Origin of the sequence: Bdellovibrio sp. HCB337 (assembly GCF_047302465.1) — a bacterium.
GTDB lineage: Bacteria > Bdellovibrionota > Bdellovibrionia > Bdellovibrionales > Bdellovibrionaceae > JACMRP01.
The window spans coordinates 4,013,042-4,028,853 of record NZ_CP178621.1; the positions used below are offsets into that span (position 1 = coordinate 4,013,042).

General features: G+C 44.3%; 20 protein-coding genes. 5 read left to right on the top strand and 15 right to left on the bottom strand.

What is annotated here, in order from left to right; all coding sequences use genetic code 11:
• Positions 1–2: 2 nt before the first annotated feature.
• The 9 genes from ACLWBB_RS19385 to ACLWBB_RS19425 all read right to left on the bottom strand — a co-directional run bounded on the left by ACLWBB_RS19385 (position 3) and on the right by ACLWBB_RS19425 (position 7,553).
• Positions 3–929, bottom strand: coding sequence for a pseudouridine-5'-phosphate glycosidase (locus ACLWBB_RS19385; protein ID WP_413289221.1), 927 nt, complete (start codon positions 927–929; stop codon positions 3–5).
• The gene (locus tag ACLWBB_RS19390; RefSeq protein ID WP_413289222.1) at positions 926–2,164 is read right to left on the bottom strand and encodes an SH3 domain-containing protein; all 1,239 of its coding nucleotides are present in this window, start codon (positions 2,162–2,164) and stop codon (positions 926–928) included. Before ACLWBB_RS19390 ends, ACLWBB_RS19385 begins: the two co-directional genes overlap by 4 nt.
• Positions 2,161–2,583 carry a hypothetical protein gene (locus tag ACLWBB_RS19395; protein ID WP_413289223.1) on the bottom strand — a complete coding sequence of 141 codons (423 nt, stop codon included), beginning with the start codon at positions 2,581–2,583 and terminating at the stop codon, positions 2,161–2,163. Before ACLWBB_RS19395 ends, ACLWBB_RS19390 begins: the two co-directional genes overlap by 4 nt.
• Positions 2,573–3,580: a DJ-1/PfpI family protein gene (locus ACLWBB_RS19400; protein ID WP_413289224.1), complete on the bottom strand. Its 1,008-nt coding sequence runs from the start codon at positions 3,578–3,580 to the stop codon at positions 2,573–2,575. The genes ACLWBB_RS19395 and ACLWBB_RS19400 overlap by 11 nt, the downstream gene beginning before the upstream one ends.
• A gap of 159 nt (positions 3,581–3,739) precedes the next feature.
• Positions 3,740–4,189 carry an SRPBCC family protein gene (locus ACLWBB_RS19405; protein ID WP_413289225.1) on the bottom strand — a complete coding sequence of 150 codons (450 nt, stop codon included), beginning with the start codon at positions 4,187–4,189 and terminating at the stop codon, positions 3,740–3,742.
• A 30-nt stretch (positions 4,190–4,219) separates the two neighbouring features.
• Positions 4,220–4,414: a hypothetical protein gene (locus ACLWBB_RS19410; protein ID WP_413289226.1), complete on the bottom strand. Its 195-nt coding sequence runs from the start codon at positions 4,412–4,414 to the stop codon at positions 4,220–4,222.
• Positions 4,415–4,598: 184 nt separating this feature from the next.
• Positions 4,599–4,838 carry a DUF2945 domain-containing protein gene (locus ACLWBB_RS19415; protein ID WP_413289227.1) on the bottom strand — a complete coding sequence of 80 codons (240 nt, stop codon included), beginning with the start codon at positions 4,836–4,838 and terminating at the stop codon, positions 4,599–4,601.
• Positions 4,839–4,959: 121 nt separating this feature from the next.
• A complete protein-coding gene (gene katG / locus ACLWBB_RS19420; RefSeq protein ID WP_413289228.1) occupies positions 4,960–7,164 on the bottom strand; it encodes a catalase/peroxidase HPI in 2,205 nt (734 codons plus the stop codon).
• Positions 7,165–7,307: 143 nt separating this feature from the next.
• Positions 7,308–7,553 carry a zinc ribbon domain-containing protein gene (locus ACLWBB_RS19425; RefSeq protein ID WP_413289229.1) on the bottom strand — a complete coding sequence of 82 codons (246 nt, stop codon included), beginning with the start codon at positions 7,551–7,553 and terminating at the stop codon, positions 7,308–7,310.
• Between the two features lie 30 nt (positions 7,554–7,583).
• On the opposite strand from ACLWBB_RS19425, the gene ACLWBB_RS19430 reads away from it, so the two are divergent.
• Complete coding sequence (locus tag ACLWBB_RS19430) at positions 7,584–8,591, top strand: SOS response-associated peptidase family protein (RefSeq protein WP_413289230.1); 1,008 nt, start codon at positions 7,584–7,586, stop codon at positions 8,589–8,591.
• Here the strand turns inward: ACLWBB_RS19430 and ACLWBB_RS19435 are convergent, their stop codons facing one another.
• The 4 genes from ACLWBB_RS19435 to ACLWBB_RS19450 form a co-directional block, all read right to left on the bottom strand.
• Complete coding sequence (locus ACLWBB_RS19435; protein ID WP_413289231.1) at positions 8,592–9,332, bottom strand: hypothetical protein; 741 nt, start codon at positions 9,330–9,332, stop codon at positions 8,592–8,594.
• Between the two features lie 36 nt (positions 9,333–9,368).
• Positions 9,369–9,824 (bottom strand): NUDIX domain-containing protein, encoded by a 456-nt coding sequence (locus tag ACLWBB_RS19440; protein WP_413289232.1) that lies wholly within the window; start codon positions 9,822–9,824, stop codon positions 9,369–9,371.
• Positions 9,825–9,840: 16 nt separating this feature from the next.
• Entirely contained in the window at positions 9,841–10,419 is a 579-nt protein-coding gene (locus ACLWBB_RS19445; RefSeq protein WP_413289233.1) for a YdeI/OmpD-associated family protein, read from the bottom strand.
• Between the two features lie 202 nt (positions 10,420–10,621).
• The gene (locus tag ACLWBB_RS19450) at positions 10,622–11,272 is read right to left on the bottom strand and encodes a restriction endonuclease (protein WP_413289234.1); all 651 of its coding nucleotides are present in this window, start codon (positions 11,270–11,272) and stop codon (positions 10,622–10,624) included.
• A 215-nt stretch (positions 11,273–11,487) separates the two neighbouring features.
• On the opposite strand from ACLWBB_RS19450, the gene ACLWBB_RS19455 reads away from it, so the two are divergent.
• Together ACLWBB_RS19455 and ACLWBB_RS19460 are read left to right on the top strand one after the other, a co-directional pair.
• Positions 11,488–11,853, top strand: a complete 366-nt coding sequence (locus tag ACLWBB_RS19455; protein WP_413289235.1) for an ArsR/SmtB family transcription factor — start codon at positions 11,488–11,490, stop codon at positions 11,851–11,853.
• A gap of 10 nt (positions 11,854–11,863) precedes the next feature.
• Positions 11,864–12,379, top strand: a complete 516-nt coding sequence (locus tag ACLWBB_RS19460) for an SRPBCC domain-containing protein (RefSeq protein WP_413289236.1) — start codon at positions 11,864–11,866, stop codon at positions 12,377–12,379.
• Positions 12,380–12,464: 85 nt separating this feature from the next.
• Here the strand turns inward: ACLWBB_RS19460 and ACLWBB_RS19465 are convergent, their stop codons facing one another.
• Both ACLWBB_RS19465 and ACLWBB_RS19470 read right to left on the bottom strand, forming a co-directional pair.
• Entirely contained in the window at positions 12,465–13,088 is a 624-nt protein-coding gene (locus ACLWBB_RS19465; RefSeq protein ID WP_413289237.1) for a hypothetical protein, read from the bottom strand.
• 209 nt (positions 13,089–13,297) lie between these two features.
• A complete protein-coding gene (locus ACLWBB_RS19470; RefSeq protein WP_413289238.1) occupies positions 13,298–13,723 on the bottom strand; it encodes a hypothetical protein in 426 nt (141 codons plus the stop codon).
• 119 nt (positions 13,724–13,842) lie between these two features.
• Between ACLWBB_RS19470 and ACLWBB_RS19475 the strand changes: the two genes are divergently transcribed.
• Positions 13,843–14,037, top strand: a complete 195-nt coding sequence (locus tag ACLWBB_RS19475) for a hypothetical protein (protein ID WP_413289239.1) — start codon at positions 13,843–13,845, stop codon at positions 14,035–14,037.
• Between the two features lie 125 nt (positions 14,038–14,162).
• Positions 14,163–15,668, top strand: a complete 1,506-nt coding sequence (locus tag ACLWBB_RS19480) for a hypothetical protein (protein ID WP_413289240.1) — start codon at positions 14,163–14,165, stop codon at positions 15,666–15,668.
• Positions 15,669–15,812 lie beyond the last annotated feature (144 nt).

A 15,812-nucleotide genomic window follows, 5' to 3' on the forward strand; every position in this document is an offset into this window, starting at 1 on the left:
ATTTATATCTTTTGGTGAGTAGCATATGCGACGGCTATTTCAGCTGCCACTTGCGCGTTGTTCAGAACCAATTGGATATTGGTTTCAAGACTCTTCCCCGCCGTTAGCTCTTTGACTTTACCAAGTAGAAACGGTGTTGAGTCTTTCCCTTTGATTCCCTTTTGATCCATTTCCTGAAGAGCATTCTGGATCACTCTTTCCATATCTTTGAAATCTAGCGAGTACTGAGCTGGAACCGGGTTGGCAACGATCACGCCACCTTTAAGTCCCAAGTCCCATTTAGCACGCAAGACTTCAGCGACTTGCTCAGCTGAATCCATTTTTGCATCCACTTTAAAACCGCTTTCACGAGTATAAAAGGCCGGAAGCTCTGAAGTTTGATAACCCAAAACTGGAACCCCTTTGGTTTCCAAATACTCGAGAGTCAAACCAATATCTAAAATCGATTTAGCGCCCGCACAGATCACAGCGACGCTCGTTTGCGCAAGCTCCTCAAGATCGGCAGAAATATCCATTGTAGTTTCAGCGCCACGATGAACGCCACCAATACCGCCGGTAGCAAAAACAGAAATCCCTGCAAGCTCGGCAATGATCATGGTGCTAGCTACAGTGGTGGCTCCATCTTTTTTCTGAGCAACAATGACCGGGATATCGCGACGACTGACTTTCGTAATCTGGAGACCTTTTTTAGCAAAGCTTTCAATCTCGTCCCGGCTAAGCCCTGCACGAAGAACACCGCCAATAATTGCGATGGTCGCAGGAATAGCTCCATGTGCTCGAACTTTATCCTCAACAGCCAAAGCCATTTCAAAGTTCTGTGGATAAGGCATCCCATGAGAAATAATCGTGGACTCTAAGGCTACGACAGGCGCACCACTTTTTAGCGCTTTTGCCACTTCTTCTGATAATTGAACTTTTAAGTTGTTCATAAATCTACCTTTAGATTCTTTTTAGGAACCCATCCCTTACTGCCCTGTTGGTTACGACACCAACACCATCCAAACTCTTCGTAGTATATTTTGAGTTTCTCATTTGTGGATACAGCTAGCTCGGTTGCATCATAGTCTTTAGTTGCTTTCGCGCTAGTGCCGGATTCGTCTAAGTACTTCTCAGACACCCATCCGGCGATTCCACGAGTATCAATACAATAGACCCACCCTAACCAATCAGGATTCGTTTCTCGCTTTTCAATTTTAACCGAGTCTCCGGTTTTAAGCTTAATAGGATTGGTGTAGATAATCTCGTAAGGCTTCTCCACAATTGCCGTCTTCGGTTTGACTTCGTTCCATTTGGAACTCAATGGCTGACAGAGTTTCCCTTCGGCACTCACGACCTTCATCAAAGGTATTTCGGATGCTTCCCCCCAAGCCCATTGACCATCTGCTGTTGGGTTGTAACTACGTTTATCAAACAGATTGTAGCGTTTGAGGTGAATTCCTTGTGGCGTCATTTGGCGTGATACTAATTCCTCAACTTCATCCACCAAATCATCAGGGATCGAAAAGCCTGAATGTTGGCGCCATTTTTCTAAAAAGTAGTATCCTCGTAAGAAGTCGTACTCATAAAAGCGAGGGAATCTAACTTCGAGCCAATCTTCGTCGATCACTTCGCCCGTTGATACTTTTCGGAAGAGTTTTTGTTTTACAAGGTAACTCGCACCTTTATTGAGAAATTCTACCTCTGTCAGTGTCAGTTCATGCTTACGGCAGAATAGAACCGCCTCCAAACAGGCAAGAGTCGTGACGATCGAACTTTTTGGAGCTGGGTTTGTATAAACCTTTTCGTCACAGTTCAAACCACCGTCTGGCAATTGATAGCGGAAAAACCACTCGCGCATCCAAGGCAATTCTTGATCTACATCGGCGCCCGCGTTGAAGAGAACCTGATACATATTCCCGACAGCACATAAACATGCAATTTTACGATAAGGATCTGTCCCTTGCGGAACATCCTCTTCTTTTATAGGAAAGACCGGAAGATAGTGACTTTTCAAAACCTGAACCATTCCCAAAACTATCGCCCTTGGAATCTCCTTTGCGAGACCCATCTCGTTAAGAAGGCTCATGTGCCACCACGGTGAATCCCACTTTGGCCAATATGGATCTCTTTGAATACTTTGAAGGGCTTCCTCTGATGACAAGTACAGATGTGACTTTTCAATCATTTCTTCCTCTCAGTCTTCAACTTCCATCGCTTGTTGTGCTTTGCGAGTATTGATCCTTTGACACAATAAACGATCTCAAACTGTCTTTTACGACGACTGAAATTCTGAAACTCAATGTCGAAGTATTCGAGAACATCTTTTAGGGGAACGGATAATTCCACCAAAAGACCGCCGACCTTTCGTGCGTAACCCTCAGCAATCGACTTCGTATCTGTAAAGTATTGATATTCGAGTCTTAGATTTTTATGAAGTGATATTATGGAGCGATCTAATTCTTGGGGATACTTGAAGTCACTCTTTACTCGGCGTTCAAGTATTGTCGCCCATGCTTGTTTATTTTGAGCAAACACGCCATCCGTTGCGAGACTAAATTCGTCAGAAGAAAGACCCCGATATAGTTTCAAATTCTTACCGGCCATTGATCACTTCCTCTAAGCCTATGGGATATAGCTTCGCCCCCTCGGCTTTGATTTCTGCCACAGATTTCCAAACTGCTTTGGCGATCACAGTGCCGCTCTCTAAAATGTCTAACTCTTGCTTTTCATAGACTGAAGTATCTTTGAATGCGGCCGCAAACATCAGAATAACTTCGTGTCCGGTTTTACCCTCGAAAGCGAAGATGTTTTCGAAGGATGCCTTTAATCCTGAAACATGGATTGCAAGATTAAGCTCTTCGGCAATCTCGCGCTCAATCGCCACGATTCCTGATTCTGCAAACTCGATCCCGCCGCCGAGTGGCCGATAGAAATACTCGCCCTTAACACGGTCGTGACCTCTGTGGAAAAGAAACTGCCCTTTTTCATTTTGAATTAGTGCCAGCGCCAAAGGGCGAATTTTTCTTCCCAAAGTGCCCCGATAATAATCTTTGGTTCGGTTTGCAAGAGTGGCATCAGCTGCTTGCAACCTGCATGCAAGTTCCACAGCAAAATCAATATGAGCATCAGGCTTTGCCGTAATAACATGGCCATCACATACAAATTGTTCATTCGTAAGCTCTACATCTTCAAAATATGATTTCAAAAATTCAAGATGTTCTTGGTTGTAGCCATGGGCTATTCTTTTACCTTTTAAAACCTGTGCCTTTGCAAAGACAAAAGGGCCTGCACAAATCGCTGCAAGCCAAAGTCCTTTACTGTGGGCCGTACGAATCAACTGATCAATGTCTGTATTGTCTTGAATAGACCCCGGGTCCCCGCCGGGAACCAATACGGCTTTGCAATTTGCGAGATCCACCTCTTTATAAGAAGCGTGCGCGCGTATAACAGAGCCATTGCTTGCCTGATGATCGGCCCCGTCTGGTGTGACAAAGATAATTTGGTATTTTTCTGCCAGAAGTTCCGTTGCCAGAGCCAACTCAAAGAAAATGCAGCCTGGATAAAGAACGGTAACAATAGAAGGCCTACTTGTGTTGTCCAATCGCTACCACCTTTTAAAAGATCGCAATTCATAACACATTCCCTCCGCAAGTTTCAAGAACCGGGGGGCCTAACCTTCGATGTTTGTATATTTCGGCATAGCCTCAGATGACGCTATATTTGAATTGGCAGCTTTTGACCGTGGCTCAGCTGTTCAGAACTAAGCTCCGTCTGGGATATCAGGCTCAACGAGCTGAGTAAGCATATTCAAAGACTGTTGCCAGCCGAGATAACACATTTCTGGCGGAATCATATCAGGAATACCTTCTTGGGTAACTCGAAGCTCGGTACCACAGATAACTTTGCGTAAAGTAACCGTCACCGTCATTTCGCCAGGCATGTTCGGGTCATCGAATTTGTCGACGTACTTAAGAAGCTCGTTTTCTTTCATTTCAACGTATGTTCCGCCAAATGAATGGCTGTGCTTAGTTGAAAAATTCGTGAATGACATTCTGTAGCTGCCACCAACACGAACATCACTATGAAGAACTTTGCCTGTGAAACCATGAGGTGGAAGCCACTTCACTTTTGCTTCTGGATCAATGAATGCTCGATAGACTCTCTCTGGTGGAGCGGTAAGCACGCGATGGAATTGAATTGTACTTGGCATATTTTCCTCTTTCTTTCTGAACTTGGCGTTTTAGTGTTCGCCGTCGGCATCGCCCATTTTCTTAAGCACCATTGCAATGGTCTCGGAATCCAATTTTGCTTTTCTCATTAAAGCTTTTGCGCGATCAAAATCGTCAGAATCAATAGCTTCAAAAAACGCATCGACTTTGCCGATTTCCGCCAGCTTTTCTAGAACTAAGGTTCCTTCAAAATCATTTTCATCCATGTTTCATCCTACTTCTTGGTTACCAAAATTATTATGGTCCCTATTTTAAGGGTCAATACGAAACCCTAAAAACTATCCCCCGTCTCGCCGAAAAGTTTCTATGGGACTCCGAGTATTGATAAAGCATCATGATGAACTTATAATAGATTCCAGGCTGACAACAAAACCTAAGAAGTCTTTTAAGTTATCCCCTCGTCGTTCGACGAAGCTCAGAGTGAATTTTTAGAACTTCACTTCCTGCCTCTGATTTAATTAAGTATGCAGGGCGCTCTGCAGAGCCATTTCTTTTATAAAGGTGGCCTCTCAGTTCTTTACTGACGGGTTTCAAATATATCTTTTTAATTGTGCCTTTTACAGGTCGCCCCATCCAGATCCACTGAACTTTGCTGCCGATATTGAATGTTTTAGTTATTTTGGTTTTCATAATGTCCTTCCATTTTTTTTGGGAAAGACTCAGCAAAATAGAAACCAAGGCGAGCTCTGCATAGCAGAGCTCTGACCTTAAAACAGTACAACTTTCGGAGGGACATTCCGAATCTAGAACATCACTGCCGCTCTGGCAGATCGTATCGATCTAGATTCATCACTTTATTCCAAGCAGCTACAAAATCGCGTACGAACTTCTCTTTAGCATCGTCGCTTGCATATACTTCAGCAAATGCGCGCAGTTGCGAATGGTAACCAAAGACCAAATCCACGGCCGTTGCCGTCCACTTCACTTTACCGGATTTACGATCGCGCCCCTCGTAAATACCCGAAGACGATGTCCTATCCCAATCAGTCCCCATGTCTAGTAGATTTACAAAGAAGTCATTTGTTAGTGTCCCTGGTTTATCCGTGAAAACACCATGACGAGATTGCTGATGATTCACATCTAAGACGCGCAATCCGCCAAGAAGCACTGTCATCTCGGGTGCTGTCAGTTTCAATAAATTCGCGCGATCTAATAGAAGCGTTTCTGGTGAAAGCTTTATCTTACCATGAATGTAATTGCGGAAGCCGTCTGCCCTTGGCTCTAGAACTGCGAACGAGTGAACATCCGTTTGCGCTTGTGAGGCATCCGTACGGCCCGGAGAGAATGGCACTTCAACTTTGTGACCCGCTTTTTTGGCAGCACTTTCAATAGCAGCACATCCACCTAAAACAATCAAATCCGCCAAAGAAACTTTCTTGCCGCCCGAAGCAGATTTATTGAAGTCTGCTTGAACCTTCTCAAGAGCAGAAATAACGTCAGAAAGTTTTCCAGGCTCGTTGACCTCCCACTCTTTTTGCGGCGACAGACGAAGGCGTCCGCCATTGGCGCCACCCCTCATATCGGTTCCTCGGAACGAGGACGCCGCCGCCCACGCAGTTGCGATCAGACGAGAATCGTTTATTCCCAAGGAGAGGATTTTCTCTTTCAAAGTTTTCAGGTCTTGAGCATCAATGAGTTTATGATCTACTTTAGGCACGGGATCTTGCCAAAGTTGCACTGGTGCCACCCAAGGTCCCAAATACCGAGAGACAGGTCCCATATCGCGATGAAGAAGCTTATACCAAGCTTTTGCAAATGCATCGGCAAACTCTTTTGGATTTTCATGAAAGCGTTTTGAGATTTTGGCGTATTCAGGATCGACCTTCAGAGATAAATCCGTCGTAAGCATTGTCGGCGCGTGTTTTTTATTCGGATCATGAGCATCCGGTACTGTGTTTTGAGCAGCCGCATCTTTTGGTTTCCATTGATGGGCGCCTGCGGGGCTTTTCTTTAATTCCCATTCGAAGTTGTGTAAGTTTTCAAAGAAGCCATTGCTCCATTGGGTGGGAGTGCTTGTCCATGCGCCTTCAAGACCGCTTGTAATTGCATGAGGTCCCTTGCCGCTTTCAAAAGAGTTCTTCCAACCAATACCCATCGTATGAATAGGACATCCTTCAGGCTCAGCTCCTACATGAGTTGACGGTGCAGCTCCGTGAGTTTTACCAAACGAGTGCCCTCCGGCAATAAGGGCAACGGTTTCTTCGTCATTCATAGCCATGCGTGCAAAGGTTTCGCGGATATCGCGAGAGGCTTTTTTTGGATCTGGATTTCCATTCGGACCTTCGGGGTTTACATAGATCAAACCCATTTGTACGGCACCAAAAGGTCCTGTTAAGTCGCGTTCACCGCTGTAGCGCTCATCGCCGAGCCAAGTGTCTTCAGGTCCCCAGAAAACTTCTTCGGGTTCCCACACGTCTTCTCTGCCAAAGCCAAAACCAAAAGTTTTAAAGCCCATAGATTCAAGAGCACAGTTGCCAGCAAAGACCAAAAGATCCGCCCAAGAAATTTTTTGGCCATACTTTTGCTTAATGGGCCAAAGAAGTCTTCGAGCTTTATCGAGATTCGCATTATCAGGCCAACTATTAAGTGGAGCAAATCTTTGAGCACCGTCTCCGCCACCACCGCGACCATCTTCGATACGATAAGTACCGGCTGCATGCCAGCTCATACGAATGAAAAGAGGCCCGTAATGTCCATAATCGGCAGGCCACCAGTCTTGAGAAGTGGTCATGACTTTAAAGACATCTTGCTTGAGGGCTTCAACATCCAGCTTTTTAAACTCTTCAGAGTATTTAAAAGAGTTTTCTAGTGGATTTAACTGGGGAGAGTTCTGATTAAGGACGGAAAGATCCAGTTGATTCGGCCACCAATCGCGGTTGGATTTTGGACGTACCGTTGTTTTAGGTTTTGGCGATGGAATGGCGGGATTTTCGCTCTCACTTCTTGGTTCTGACATAGTTGGCTCCTTATGAGGGAATTTTTATGTTGGAACCAAAAATCAGAACAATAGACAGACGGATTGTCCAATGACGTTGCAAATATTTTTTAGTTTGAAAAGTCAAAAGCCGACTTGTTTTGTGTCAGATCACAAAACAGTTATTATGCTTTTCTGTTTTTCCAGTATGGCGCCATTCCAATGAATTGGGAAAAAACCCAGGCTTTGAATCGGCTCATTCCGCCTTGTACCATGCCATCAAAGGATTGTTTCTTGAATTCTTTGAGAGTCATATTCTCGGCGATCAGTTTTCCGTTTACGAAACAATAGCTGCAATACTTATCAGACCCACTATTTTTTGGATCCTTATCCATAGGCATGTAACAGCACTCACAATTTTTCACTTTCATAGAAACCTCCAAACAAGTCTAGTATTCCCAATGCTTGGACTTAGATCAATGTTCGTCATGGGGCATGCTTTATTTCTTGTCACCAAAGAGGGCGGCTGGAAAACTACTCTTATGTGTTATTCGGCGATGATCGAAGCAGATATGCGAAAACTGGAAAGACAATTCGGCGTTAAAGTCGACTGGACCAGTTTCGAAGAGGCTTTTAATATTCGTGCAAAGTATGACCAAGCGATGATTCCATCAGGCTTGGACTCGTACATTATTCAAAATGCCGAAACCCCGCTACAAAAACGCCTAGCCAAAATGGCGAAAGCTCACTATGAAGCCGAGATCGAAAAGTTCTCGAAGAAGCTTAAGAAGTACGAGCAAGACGTTTTAGATTTCGAAGCCAAGATAAAATCCGGCTCAAAAGCAAAAGACCTCAAAGAAAAATTAGAAAAACGTCGCGCGACCGTTGAGTGGCACAAAGAAAAAATCGAATACTACGAAAAGATTGAAGAAACCGGGGCTCCTCGTGTTTTTCCTAATTTCTACGCTCCGGTCATTATTAAAGACGGCAAAGAACACTTAATCCGTTTAATGCGCTATCACCTTTGCCCGAAAAATGGCAAAGAGATGAATGCCTTCCAATACAACTTATTCAATGCCCGCAAAGATCGTTTGTTAGATGCGCGCACGTGGAAACCTGTTTTTGGAAAACAGCATGCGATCTTTCCATTTCATCGCTTCTATGAAAGTGTTGATGACGGTAAAGGCAATGCAAAGATCATTTATTTTCAGCCGAAGGACCAAGAAATCATGTGGTCCGCAGCGATTTATGAAGAAGCAAAGGTTGAATCCGGGTTGCTACGCACTTTCGCCGCTGTCACCGATGAGCCACCACCAGAAGTCGCAGCCGCAGGACACGATCGTTGCCCTGTCTTTTTAGCAAAAGAAAGCTTTGGCGCTTGGTTAGAACCGAAAGACATGACCAAAGAAGATCTCGTGGAGCTACTAACGACGGTCGTGCCTACTTACTTCGAACACAAGGCTGCCTAATTATTTAAAAAGCCAATCAAGTTGTTTTGAGTCCCAGCACAGTGCCCGATAATCTGCGAATGAAATCGCTTGAGGGCATTCATGCTTAATGCCCATTCCGAATAAAACTGCGATGAGCAAAACTAACCCGAATGCCACCCAGGTACGCTTAAAGATAGAATAAGCCCAACCTTCTGCTTGCATTCTCTTGGCGTTGCGCACGACTCCGGCAACAAGCAATACTTCAAATCCTGCTTCTAAGAGAATTTCAGGAGCTTGATAGACAAGGTAAATAGCAGATCCAGAAATCATGGCAATGAATGCTAGGAGTAGTATGATCACCATGCCATCATCCAGATCCAGATCCGCACCTGAAGAACTCGATGAGGAGCTGCCGCTCCCCCAAGAACCAGAGGCTCCACCCCCAGAAAATTGACCACCCTGCCCACTCCACTGCGGTGGCGGAATATCAATACGTGAGGGAGCATCGGCAAGATCAATAACGTCTACGAAGTTACCGTCAGAAGAAGTAGAGGGCGATCCAAAATACCAACGTAACCAAAGATAGACGAGACCAAAAAAGACCCCGTAAGAAAAAAGAACGGCAAAACCATAACGTAAAGCCATATGCGAAAAGCTAAAGTACAGTAGCGCCTTACTAAAAAGAACTCCGCCCGCGATCGTAAGAAAACAGATAACGCTCATATGAAGACGAAGAGGCAATACATTTTCTAAACGACGTTTGAACCGAGCTTTGTCCAATCTCTTCTCCTATATCCTGACAAGATTGAAGCTGAATTAATTAACATCACCCAAATAAACTTTGGAGGATTTTCTTGAGCTAATCGCATCACGAAGGCTTAAAGGATAAACGCGACTCTTTTTAATGTCTTTCGCAGACACCCATTCAACTCCAATCTGTCCACTGTCGGGCATATGAGCTTTCGTATGACCGTCTTTCTCTAATTCAGCTTCAAAATAGAGTTCGACTTGATGGAAGTGGCTCGCTTCGGCTTTGAATTCGTGATTTGCACCAATATAGTCTCGAACAAACAGAAGATCTTTCGGTTGAATCGAGTATCCAGTTTCCTCTTTCACTTCGCGAATGAGGGTCTGATGTAGATTTTCACCGTGCTCTTGACCACCACCAGGCAAAATATAGTAATCGCCACCTGAATCGGTTTTCTTAATAAGCAGAATTTTGCCGTCGTTAATGACAACGGCCTTTGCTGAAATTCTGTGAACCTTTTGCATATCGTGCTCCTCTATTCTAACGGTCGTTCAGGCCTTTGCCTTTAAGGATGCTTGGAACGCACTTCTCGATACGAGAGAGGCGAGTCTCTGATTGTTTCGCACTTGAAAAGTGAAGAATGTAAGCACGTTGACGTCCCGGAGTAAGTGCTTCAAAAGCTTTCTTCAAACCAGATTTTTTAGTGAACATCTTTTTAAGTTCTTCCGGAACAGCTATAGGTGTTTTCTTAAATTCTACTTTTTGTCCTGACTCTTCAACCGCGATCGCTTCTTTAATATATGAAGTGATGGTCGTCTTTAGAGCTGCAACATCTTTAACAGATCTAAACTCGAGTCTTTTCGACGCCTGAGAGTTCGGTCCATTATTAACAAACACACCCTTTGGATCTTTTAACAAGGCACCTTTAAAAAACATCAACCCCAAGCAGGCTTTAAAAGGCTGAATGATAACGATATTGTTGTCGTTATGACTATAACACGGCAAACGCCACTTAAAGTTTTCTTCAAGTTTTGTCTTTAAAAGGATAGCGCGAAGCTCTTCCATCTCTTCTTGCCACTGCTTAGAGTTTTTTAGAAATTTGTTAACGTCTGAGTTCACGCGATCCCCCGTCCAGTAGAATAGAAATGATTTGAAGCTTCTAACTTGTTTGCTAACTATTCTAGGCCGGGATTATAAAATTTTCTACTCACTTCGTTAAATCTCGCCCCTTTTCCCTTTCGGCTAGGTCATCAATCACCTTTTCTGAGGCGGCCTTAATATATTCTTTCTATTGGATTACTATATATACGATGGTGGTTGATTACCCAGCTCGACGAAAACCTTTTTCGACGGCTTCTTTAACCGAGTGAACAAAATAATTTTCTCTGTGAAGGTCTATTTTGATTTTGTCATAGGACGGATCAAATGGAAGATGGTAAGTTTTCTCCCCGCTTGCAGAAACATTACACTTTATCATCGGGTATGAGCGATTCAGCTCCTCGGTTCTCAGCTCCACTCCGAGTACTTTTGCTGCATCTTTCGCAACATCACTATATCTTGCAGTTGTAAATAGCACTGCTCTGACATGACGTCCGTTCTTCTCTAATGTGCGCTTGAAATATGTCATCGTACCGAAAAGTTGAAAAACATGTTTTTCTTGGATCAGTTTACTTTTTGCCCAGCATTTAGTTTGAACAATAAGAACTTCGTCAGCGCATTTAACTATAAGGTCTCGACCTAAATCATCAAAGCCATTGACCGCGCCGTTATAGACTACGTCGTATCCGTCTGTTTCATACAAATGACCGATGTATCTCTCGTAAAACCTTCCAACTTCTTCGCTAGAAAGAGGTTGGCGTAAGTATTCATCAAGCGCCCTTTGAGCCTTTCGGTCCGCATTTGATCTACGAATTATGACAATTGCACAAACAGTCAAAACTAGTATTACGATGCTAATCAAAACATATTGCATGAAATGTTATCGGAGTTTTTTCAGGCCATTAACACTGACTTTGGCCTAGGTGGAAACAGATTCCTATCTGCATTTGAGGCGATTATATAACGTGCGAATTCTCAAATTGGAATCAATCAAATATATGAAATTACTTGCTTTTTCACTCACGCATTAACATTCCTTGACAGGAATATTCCTATTAAGGCATACTTGAATTGTACCGAGGAGTGGTTATGGCTTTAAAACAATCAGAAGCAAAGGACATGAGAACGCTTGCCGCGTTAGCTGAGCCGAATCGCCGCCTGATTGTGGAGCTGCTGCGAAGCGGACCGCTCACAGTTGGTGAAATTGCAGAGAAGCTTGGTTTTCGTCAGCCTCAAGCTTCAAAGCATCTGAAAGTGCTTACTGAAAGCGGCGTTCTTGAAGTTACAGCTGACATGAACAAGCGTTTTTACAAGCTTCGCGTAGAACCGTTTCGCGAACTTGATGTTTGGGTGAATTCGTTTCTCCAAACGATGACCGATAGATTCGACAAATTGGATGATTACTTAGAGAAGATTAAAAAGACCAATAAATCAAACAATCGCCCAAAGCGATAAGGAGTCAGTCATGGGTAAATATAAAATGTCTCATAGAGTGGAAAACGGAAACGTGCTCGTTATCGAGCGTGAATTTGATGCTCCTCGCAAGCTGGTTTTCAGTATGTTTAAAAGCCCTGAACACATCAAACAATTCTGGGGTCCTCGTGGCTGGGATGTTCCTGTATGCAATGTTGATTTTCGCGCTGGTGGCGCGTGGGTCTACTGCATGAAGTGTGTTGATAAAAACCAAGGCAATTTCTTTGGGATGGAAGCCTGGGGCCGTGCCGACTACAAAGAAATCGTTGAGCCTGAAAAGATCGTCTATGTCGATGCATTCTGCGATGCTAACGGCAATATAGACCCAAACCTTCCTTCTGCTACTGTGACGATGCTTTTCGTCGATATGGGTAACAAAACTAAGATCGTAAGTCGTGGCGAGTACGCTTCACCTGCAGATCTCAAAGTAGTAACTGACATGGGAATGATTCAAGGGATCACCGAAACTTGGGATCGTTTGGAAGAGCTTCTCGCAAAAAATCTCTAGCCCCTCCCCTAATAGGCCTAGAAAAACAAAAACCCTACTTGGATATCCGAGTAGGGTTTTTTGCTTTGTAGAATCGAACTAAATTTTAGTTCTGTAAACCGCGTCTAACAAGTTCGTTAGTTAGGTACGTTTGAAACTTACCTGCTGTCGGCTGTGTGCAAGTCCCATCGGGCTCGATACGTGTAACCCACTTAACTAAATGATCCATATAAGAAGTGATTTCTTTAAAGCCAGTTGGACCATTACGTAAGTCCGTTTGAAATTGGAAGAAGCGAACTTGAAAGCCAGCATCACGAAGCTTTACGTAATCTGCTGGAGGGTTCTGAAGCATCTTTCTTAGGCGGTAGTACCCTTTTGCCCAGCAAACAAGGTTCCCCAAATTAACTACTGAAGTACCACCATCATAAATTAAAGTTCGTGGCTCTTCTCCGTTAGGCTCTGAAAGCTCTCCATATTTGTAGACGGGGCCTTCAGCTGTTTGTCCTAATTCCCAAGCACCAAGGCTAACCAATTGACCCGAGTTACCCAAAGGAGCCGGAGCTGGTACGGCTGGAATAGCAGGGCAACGACTGATGTCGATGTCCTCCGCGGTTAAATCCTGCCCATCAATACAATTGTCTTCGTTGTAAACCACAGGAGGAGCCTCTTGAGCCCCTGCTTGCAAAGACAGTGATAACAATGCCAAAAGGAAAATTTTCGGTAAGCTCATATAGACTCCTATCAAGTCAGTAGAAATACCTAAGTTGCAAAAAACTCATGACTAGCCAAAGTTTAGACAGTTGAAATCTCATTAAAATAGCTCTAGGCCAATCAAATTATGAGTCTTCAATTAATGTACCAACTCGGGGCTGTCACTTCGCATTCGGCGATATTGACACCGAGCTTTTCGAGACTGGTTTTTAGAAGGTTTCGTAAGAGCTATTTTAGCTCTGTGAGCTTTGTAGTTACTTTTTCGCGCAAGGCATTTGCTCGAACAGCAAGATCCTTATTATAGCGCGCAGGATGACCTGATTTTATTCCCCAATCCAATAGGTGGTGAAACTCTTTGCATTGCTCCAGAGTTTCGCATTCATATTTTTCGAGAAGGTTCATGGCAGAAACTCGGCGGTCCATTCGTTTTTCATAAAACGCTGCTACCGCCATGGCGTGAATAACGTCGTCACCCATAGCACCAAAATCTTTTCTCTTATCATCGGCGCACCACACGTCCGTGAAATTCGAAGGAAGATTGCCTTTATATTCATTCGAAGTGAGAGCACATTCTCGTCGATACTTAGATTGAGTATCCGCGTGTGCGTCGATTAAGCCTGCAAATAAAATAAGTGCGATTGTTATTTTCTTCATTTCTCTTCTTAATAAATGGTGGAGGCGAGCTTTGGTAAGTCGAACCCGAATTGTCCCCACCGCATTGAGCCACTACATGCCCAATAGTCGCACTTTTCTATCTTACCGATCAAGACAGCATGCTCCATTTTGCGGTTGGCTTTATCGACAGACTTTGCACTTACGCAGATCCTGTATTCTCGGCACCGACAGTCTGTGCAAGTGAGACTGCTTGGGGCCGCCTGCTCTTCGTCTACCATCAAGCGCAAGTCGTGGGGCTTTTAACTTGCCACATATACAGCCAGATCGAACACTATGTCCTTGCTTCAACCTGATACAAAACCTATTCCTTTTTTTGAATTTATTTTCGAACATCATTTTGTTGTTATCATCATAAGTGATGAACGTTTTCTGGAGACTTACAAAATTATTCAAGTCAGGCCAGCGAATTAGAGCTTTTTTGATTCTCTTTGGCTTTGTCACTGTCATTTGTTTTCAAAACTGTGCTCCCAATAAAAAGAAAGACGGTAAAGACTCTGAGTCTTTACTGCCTCCAGCGGCGGATACAACAACTCCAATTGGAGTGGATTGTGTGGCCACGCCAACCGCTCCTGATTGCGCACCTAAAACCTGTCAATTTGATGGAAATAGTTTGAATCAAGGTGATGTCGTGGTGGCTTACCAAAACTCCACAGTCGCCTATGGCTCTACTTGTGTCTCTGAAAGCAGAACTTGTGATAATGGAGCCCTTTCTGGTTCTTATGTATATTCTGCGTGTACGGTCAGCAGCCCAGCAAGTTGCTTGTTTAACTCACAAACTATTGAGCACGGATCCAGTGTCGTTGGCTATCAGAACTCATCGGTTGGTTTTGGTTCTACTTGCATGAGCGAAACGCGAACTTGTAATAATGGAACTCTATCGGGTGCTTTCTCGTTTGCTTCGTGCACTGTTCAGAGTCCTGCAAATTGTCTCTTTAACGGTCAAACGATTCAGCACAATGCTGTGATCGCTGCTTTCCAGTATTCAACGGTCCCTTACGGCACGACTTGCCAGCAAGAAAACCGCGTTTGCTCTAATGGAGCTCTTAGTGGCAGTTTCTCGTTTGCTTCTTGTAACGTAGAGGCTCCTCAGAGTTGTCTTTTCAATGGACAAACGGTCGCTCATGGCCAAAACGTGGTGGCCTTCCAATCTTCGAGCGTTGCTTATAGCGGTCAATGTAATCAAGAAGTCAGAACTTGCGACAATGGTATCTTAAGTGGAGCGTACCAATTCGCTTCATGCAACGTGGAAGCGGCGGCAAGCTGTCTTTTCAACGGTCAGACAATAGCCGACGGACAAACTGTGCAAGCATATTCCTCTTCAAGTGTTGCCTATGGGTCCACTTGCCAAGCAGAAACTCGAACTTGTTCTAATGGAACTCTTTCTGGAAGTAATTCTTTTGGTTCCTGCACAGTCTCGGCCCCTGCAAATTGCAGTTTAGTCGGACAAGAAGTCGTGAGCGGATCCTCCGTCACAGCTTATCAAGCAGCGACAGCTCCGTATGGCAGCTCTTGTGTTTCAGAGTCTCGGATCTGTAGTAACGGAAACCTGTCGGGATCTTATCAGTATTTAAGTTGCACAGGCTCGCCTCCGCCTTCTGACAGCTGTACCTTCGATGGTCAAACAGTCTTAGCTGGAGCGAGCGTCACAGCTTATCAGGCAGCCAGTGTTCCTTACGGAATGACTTGTACTTCTGAGAGCAGAACTTGCACGAATGGAGCTTTGTCGGGCGCGTACACCTTTGCGAGCTGTACAGTGGCCCCGGCGGCAAATTGTACTTTCAATGGCCAAACCATCGCCAACGGCTCTTCAGTGACAGCATATAAAACAGCAACTCTTAACAATAAAGGTATTTGCGAATCCCAAACCCGCACCTGCACAAACGGATCTTTGTCAGGAAGTTATAAGTTTGCTTCTTGCAATTAAGAAGTGGTGGAGGCTTTGCCAATATAGTCGAACCGGGTCCTCTCACGATAAAATCGTTTATAGAGGTTTTCTGGGTGAAAGAGAAGCTCGATCTAGTGGAGCTGGCACGTTTGCGCTGGGTCGAGAAATGGACAATTGAAAGGC

Excerpts from the sequence above, each read along its gene's own strand:
- ACLWBB_RS19385 (WP_413289221.1), bottom strand. The coding sequence starts at position 929 with ATGAACAACTTAAAAGTTCAATTATCAGAAGAAGTGGCAAAAGCGCTA.
- ACLWBB_RS19390 (WP_413289222.1), bottom strand. The coding sequence starts at position 2,164 with ATGATTGAAAAGTCACATCTGTACTTGTCATCAGAGGAAGCCCTTCAA.
- ACLWBB_RS19395 (WP_413289223.1), bottom strand. The coding sequence starts at position 2,583 with ATGGCCGGTAAGAATTTGAAACTATATCGGGGTCTTTCTTCTGACGAA.
- ACLWBB_RS19405 (WP_413289225.1), bottom strand. The coding sequence starts at position 4,189 with ATGCCAAGTACAATTCAATTCCATCGCGTGCTTACCGCTCCACCAGAG.
- ACLWBB_RS19410 (WP_413289226.1), bottom strand. The coding sequence starts at position 4,414 with ATGGATGAAAATGATTTTGAAGGAACCTTAGTTCTAGAAAAGCTGGCG.
- ACLWBB_RS19415 (WP_413289227.1), bottom strand. The coding sequence starts at position 4,838 with ATGAAAACCAAAATAACTAAAACATTCAATATCGGCAGCAAAGTTCAG.
- katG (WP_413289228.1), bottom strand. The coding sequence starts at position 7,164 with ATGTCAGAACCAAGAAGTGAGAGCGAAAATCCCGCCATTCCATCGCCA.
- ACLWBB_RS19425 (WP_413289229.1), bottom strand. The coding sequence starts at position 7,553 with ATGAAAGTGAAAAATTGTGAGTGCTGTTACATGCCTATGGATAAGGAT.
- ACLWBB_RS19430 (WP_413289230.1), top strand. The coding sequence starts at position 7,584 with ATGCTTGGACTTAGATCAATGTTCGTCATGGGGCATGCTTTATTTCTT.
- ACLWBB_RS19440 (WP_413289232.1), bottom strand. The coding sequence starts at position 9,824 with ATGCAAAAGGTTCACAGAATTTCAGCAAAGGCCGTTGTCATTAACGAC.
- ACLWBB_RS19450 (WP_413289234.1), bottom strand. The coding sequence starts at position 11,272 with ATGCAATATGTTTTGATTAGCATCGTAATACTAGTTTTGACTGTTTGT.
- ACLWBB_RS19455 (WP_413289235.1), top strand. The coding sequence starts at position 11,488 with ATGGCTTTAAAACAATCAGAAGCAAAGGACATGAGAACGCTTGCCGCG.
- ACLWBB_RS19460 (WP_413289236.1), top strand. The coding sequence starts at position 11,864 with ATGGGTAAATATAAAATGTCTCATAGAGTGGAAAACGGAAACGTGCTC.
- ACLWBB_RS19465 (WP_413289237.1), bottom strand. The coding sequence starts at position 13,088 with ATGAGCTTACCGAAAATTTTCCTTTTGGCATTGTTATCACTGTCTTTG.
- ACLWBB_RS19470 (WP_413289238.1), bottom strand. The coding sequence starts at position 13,723 with ATGAAGAAAATAACAATCGCACTTATTTTATTTGCAGGCTTAATCGAC.
- ACLWBB_RS19475 (WP_413289239.1), top strand. The coding sequence starts at position 13,843 with ATGCTCCATTTTGCGGTTGGCTTTATCGACAGACTTTGCACTTACGCA.